Origin of the sequence: Streptomyces sp. NPDC006283, assembly GCF_040613325.1 — a bacterium.
Classification (GTDB): Bacteria; Actinomycetota; Actinomycetes; order Streptomycetales; family Streptomycetaceae; genus Streptomyces.
In genome coordinates, this window is sequence record NZ_JBEXRZ010000359.1 from 1 (window position 1) to 3,912 (window position 3,912).

General features: G+C 72.5%; 4 protein-coding genes and 1 pseudogene. 4 read left to right on the top strand and 1 reads right to left on the bottom strand.

Annotation, left to right across the window (positions count from 1 at the left end):
- Positions 1-59 precede the first annotated feature (59 nt).
- The gene (locus ABZ070_RS35815) at positions 60-230 is read right to left on the bottom strand and encodes a hypothetical protein (protein ID WP_356640212.1); all 171 of its coding nucleotides are present in this window, start codon (positions 228-230) and stop codon (positions 60-62) included.
- Positions 231-446: 216 nt separating this feature from the next.
- Here ABZ070_RS35815 and ABZ070_RS35820 point away from each other — a divergent pair, with 216 nt between their 5' ends.
- The 4 genes and pseudogenes from ABZ070_RS35820 to ABZ070_RS35835 all read left to right on the top strand — a co-directional run.
- The gene (locus ABZ070_RS35820; protein WP_356640214.1) at positions 447-1,757 is read left to right on the top strand and encodes an NYN domain-containing protein; all 1,311 of its coding nucleotides are present in this window, start codon (positions 447-449) and stop codon (positions 1,755-1,757) included.
- 29 nt (positions 1,758-1,786) lie between these two features.
- Positions 1,787-2,752 carry an ABC transporter ATP-binding protein gene (locus tag ABZ070_RS35825; protein WP_356640216.1) on the top strand — a complete coding sequence of 322 codons (966 nt, stop codon included), beginning with the start codon at positions 1,787-1,789 and terminating at the stop codon, positions 2,750-2,752.
- Positions 2,753-2,757: 5 nt separating this feature from the next.
- Positions 2,758-3,570 carry an ABC transporter permease gene (locus tag ABZ070_RS35830; protein ID WP_356640218.1) on the top strand — a complete coding sequence of 271 codons (813 nt, stop codon included), beginning with the start codon at positions 2,758-2,760 and terminating at the stop codon, positions 3,568-3,570.
- Between the two features lie 34 nt (positions 3,571-3,604).
- Positions 3,605-3,912, top strand: a pseudogene (locus ABZ070_RS35835) (ABC transporter permease); the annotation flags it as partial.

The following is a 3,912-nucleotide window of genomic DNA, read 5'->3' on the forward strand; positions in this document are numbered from 1 at the left end:
GTCACGGGAGCGCCCCTTCTGGCATTACGCGTCAATGTGGTCCGGGCCATGCGGTCCGGTCAGTTGTGGCCGAAGCGCTTTTGCCGGCCCTTGTGGGCTATGTCGGACGGCGTGACCGCTTGTGCCCGCTGTTCGGCCTGCGCCTCGAGGGACGAGCTCTTCGCCTGCTGCGCGCCGCGCTCGGCCGGCGAGGTCTTCTGCTCACGCTGCTGCTTCTTGTTCTTGGCCATGGTGGTGCCTCCTGTGGGGTGTAGGGGCCAGGGCCGCGACCAGACTCACATACGTGAAATACCGCCGCATTTTGGATCATTGCGCACGGTAGTCGGGGACAGTCCGTGCACCCGCGGCCCGATCCGCCACGCCGATGATCGAGTTCCGGCCGTTAACCCTCCCGTGGTCGGGCAGACTCGAAGGAAACCCGGAACAATCCCCGATCCCGACCCCCGATGAGCTCCCGAAAGAGGGTGGAACGCGTGGACCGCTGCGTCGTCCTGGTGGACGCCGGCTACCTGCTGGGCGCCGCCGCCAGCCTTCTCGCCGGAGAGCCGGCCAGGTCGCGGATCACCGTCGACCACGCCGCCCTCATCCACGGCCTGCGGGAGCTCGCGGAAACCGATACGGAACGGCCCCTGCTCCGTATCTACTGGTTCGACGGAGCACCCGACCGCGTTCCCCAGCCGGAGCACCGTCGGCTGCGCGTGATGCCCCGGGTGACCGTCCGCCTGGGCGCCCTGACCCGCAGCGACGGCCGCTGGGCGCAGAAGGGCGTCGACGCGGCCATGCACGCCGAACTCACCGAACTGGCCAGAAACCGCGCCTGCTCCGACGTCGTGCTGGTCACCGGCGACGGAGACCTGCTGCCGGGCCTGATGTCCGCCAAGGAACACGGCGTCGCCGTCCACCTCTGGGCCGTGCAGGCCGCCGACGGCGACTACAACCAGTCGGAGGACCTGGTCGCGGAGGCCGACGAGCGCAGGGTGCTCGACCGGGTCTGGATCACCCGGGCCGTCCGCGCCAAGGAACTCACCGGTATCTGCGCGCCGACGCCCGTGCCCCGTCCCGAGATCGCGGCCATCCTGTCGGCGCCGCTGCCCGAGTCCGCGCTCGCCGCGGCCGAGGAGCGTGCCGCCGAAGCCACGCGCAACGGGACGCGGCCCGCGCCCGAGGAGAACGGCGTGGCGCCCGCCCCGGCCCCCGCCGCCGCCAAGGGCGTGCCCACGCCCAAGGACCTCGCCGGGCTGCGCGCACCGGGACAGCAGACACCCGGCCACCCCTCCTCCCACCCGGCGAACGCCACCCTGCGCTGGTCCTCCGACAAGGGCTGGATCGAACGGCCCGGCAACGGCGCGCTGGGCGAGCCGCCGGAGACCGCGTCGCTGCCGACCCTCGCGCAGCTCACCAGCGCCGAGCAGCGCTGGGCCGACCGCGAGGAGGACATCACCACGGTCGGAGGTGACCCCTTCGAGGTCGGTCAGGTCTTCGCCCGGCGCTGGATGGAACGGCTCCCCGAGACGGGCCACGTGCAGAAGCTGTCCACCATGTACCCCCGCATCCCGCACCGCATCGACGGAGAACTGCTGCGATACGCAGCACGTTTCGGACTTCTGGCACACAAGGACGACCAGATCGACGAGCACGACCGCTATGCGATCAGGGCCGGATTCTGGCGCGAGATCGATGTACGGACGGCCGCGGAGCACGGTCCGGCGGCGGAGCAGTCGGGGCCCGAGGGCATTCGCGGCGGCCGGACCCCGTAGTCTCGTCCCTTGTGAGTACGGTGTGCGTGGTGCGGGATCTGGTCAAGACGTACCCCGCCGCGCGCGGCAGACGCGGGACGCCGGGGACACCCGAGGTGCGTGCCACGGACGGGATCAGTCTCGAGGTCCGGCGCGGCGAGGTCTTCGGCCTGCTCGGACCCAACGGCGCGGGCAAATCGACCCTGGTGCGACAGCTCACCGGGCTGATGCGCCCCGACTCGGGCAGCGTCCACGTCCTCGGCCACGATCTCGTACGCCACCCCGAGCGCGCCGCCCGGCTCATCGGCTACCTCGGGCAGGAGTCGACCGCGCTCGACGAACTCACCGTGGCGCTCGCCGCGGAGACCACCGGACGGCTGCGCGGGCTGACGGCACGCGAAGCGCGTGCCGAACGGGACACCGTCCTCGAAGAGCTGGGGCTCACCGCCCTCGCCGCCCGCCCTCTGAAGAAGCTTTCCGGCGGACAGCGCCGGCTCGCCTGCTTCGCCACGACGCTCGTGGGGGAGCGGCCGGTGTTCGTGCTCGACGAGCCGACGACCGGCATGGACCCCGTCGCGCGGCGTGCCGTGTGGGCGGCCGTCGACCGGCGTCGCGCCGAGCACGGCGCGACCGTGCTGCTCGTCACCCACAACGTCATCGAGGCCGAGACCGTCCTCGACCGGGTCGCCGTCCTCGATCGCGGCCGGGTCATCGCCTGCGACACCCCGTCCGGGCTGAAAGAAGGAGTCGCCGGCGAGGTCCGGGTCGAGCTGGTGTGGCGCGAACGCGCCCCGCTCGACGTACCGGAGGTCGCCGCGCTCCGCGGCTTCGCGCAGGAGTCCGGGCGGCGCTGGGTCCTCAGGCTCGCGCCGGAGGAGGCACGCGCCGCTGTCGCAGCGGTCACCGGCGGCGCCGCGTTCGCGGCTCTCGACGACTTCACGCTGGCCACGCCGAGCCTGGAGGACGTGTACTTGGCACTCGGGGGGAACGCGACGAAGGGGCTGGTCAAGGCGTGAGCATCGTGTCCGCGGAAACCGCCGGGGCGGTGGCACGCGCAGCCGTCGTGGTCGAGGAAGCTCCCGCGCCGCTCGCACCACGGGCGCGGCTGCTGCCCGCGCTCGCCGCCGTGTACCGGGCGCAGCTGTCGCGGGCGAGGGTCGCCCGCATCCCGCTGCTGTTCGTCGCGACCTTCCAGTCCATCGGGATCATGGTCCTGATGCGGGGCGTCGTCGACGGCGGCACGGAGGCGCGGGCGGTCGTCGCGGGCGCGAGCGTGCTCGTCGTCGCCTTCGTCGCGCTCAACCTGCTCGCTCAGTACTTCGGACAGCTCAGGGCCCAAGGGGGCCTCGACCACTACGCGACACTGCCCGTGCCGCCCGCGGCCGTGGTGCTCGGCGCGGCAGGGGCGTACGCCTCGTTCACCGTCCCCGGCACGGCGGTGACGGCCGTCGCCGGCAGTGTGCTCTTCCAGCTGCCGCTCACGCATCTGTGGGTGCTCGCGGCGGTGATCCCGCTCGCCGGCGCGGCACTCGCCGGGCTGGGAGCGGCCCTCGGACTGCTGGCGCCGCGTCAGGAGCTGGCCACGCTGCTCGGGCAGCTGGGCATGTCCGCGGCGCTGCTGCTCGGCGTCCTGCCGGCCGAGCGGCTGCCGGGGCCGATCTCGTACGCCCGCGATCTGCTGCCGTCCACGTACGGGGTCGAGGCCATGGCCCGGACCTTCGAAGCGAACCCCGACTGGGCGGCCGTCGGACTCGACCTCACCGTCTGCGCGGCCGTCGGCGTCTGCTCCCTGGCCGTCGCCACGTGGGCCTACCGGCGGGCGGCGGTCCGGTGAGGCGGCGGTGGGACGGGCCTGGCACGATGGCGGGGTGACAGCACCTCTGACGCCGCCGCACCAGCCCAACGGACCGTCCTCCTCGGACGACAACCTCTGGCAGGCACCGCCCGCCGGGGCGGGGCCGTCTTCGACGTATGCGTACGGGGCGGCGAAGGACGAGGCCGACTCGGCCGCGGAGCTGCGCAGGGACCTGCGGGACTCCGCCCTGATCCTGGTGTGCGTGACCCTCATGGGGCTGGCACTCGGTTTCCTGTGGCTGTGGCTGGCACCGCGGGTGCCGCTGATCTCCAACAACGAGGCTGTTTTCCTCAAGGACACGGAGGGTGAGGAGGCGATCGG